Source organism: Neisseria sp. P0009.S007 (assembly GCF_051962515.1).
This window is the reverse complement of sequence record NZ_JBQCVF010000898.1, coordinates 1-437: the sequence shown is the minus strand read 5'-3', so window position 1 is coordinate 437 and position 437 is coordinate 1. Positions and strand designations below refer to the sequence as shown.

The following is a 437-nucleotide window of genomic DNA, read 5'->3' as shown; positions in this document are numbered from 1 at the left end:
TGCCTGGCTTGCAGCCTGTTGGTGTAATCAAGTTCCGAGCAACCCCCGCCATGCAACCGGCGCACATTCACACCGAATTTTAGGCTCAGGACATTACGGCAACTAAAGTTGAATCAATAAAAAGGCCGTCTGAACATTTTCAGACGGCCTTTACTATATTAGCCTTTCCTTATTCTTCTTCCGGCAAACGATTAATTTTCACACGGGCAATTCGTTGTCCGTCCTTCTCAACCACTTCAAAACGCCAACCATGGTAATCGATGAAGTCACCCACATCAGGAATACTTTGCAATTCTTCCATGATCAAGCCGGCAACGGTATGGAAGTCCGCGTCTTCCTCTTGAGCAGGCAGATTTAATTGTGAAGCCAATTCCACATACTCCAATGCACCATCCACAGACAGCGTTTCATCCTGACTGGCTGGAGCAGCTTCTTCT

2 protein-coding genes are annotated in these 437 nt (G+C 47.1%); one reads left to right on the top strand and one right to left on the bottom strand.

Annotation, left to right across the window (positions count from 1 at the left end):
• On the top strand, positions 1–106 hold a 106-nt coding region (locus ACTHS3_RS17010; protein WP_440368643.1), incomplete at its 5' end, for an anhydro-N-acetylmuramic acid kinase.
• A 63-nt stretch (positions 107–169) separates the two neighbouring features.
• Here the strand turns inward: ACTHS3_RS17010 and ACTHS3_RS17005 are convergent.
• Positions 170–437: transporter associated domain-containing protein (locus ACTHS3_RS17005; RefSeq protein WP_440368642.1), on the bottom strand; the 268-nt coding region annotated here is incomplete at its 5' end.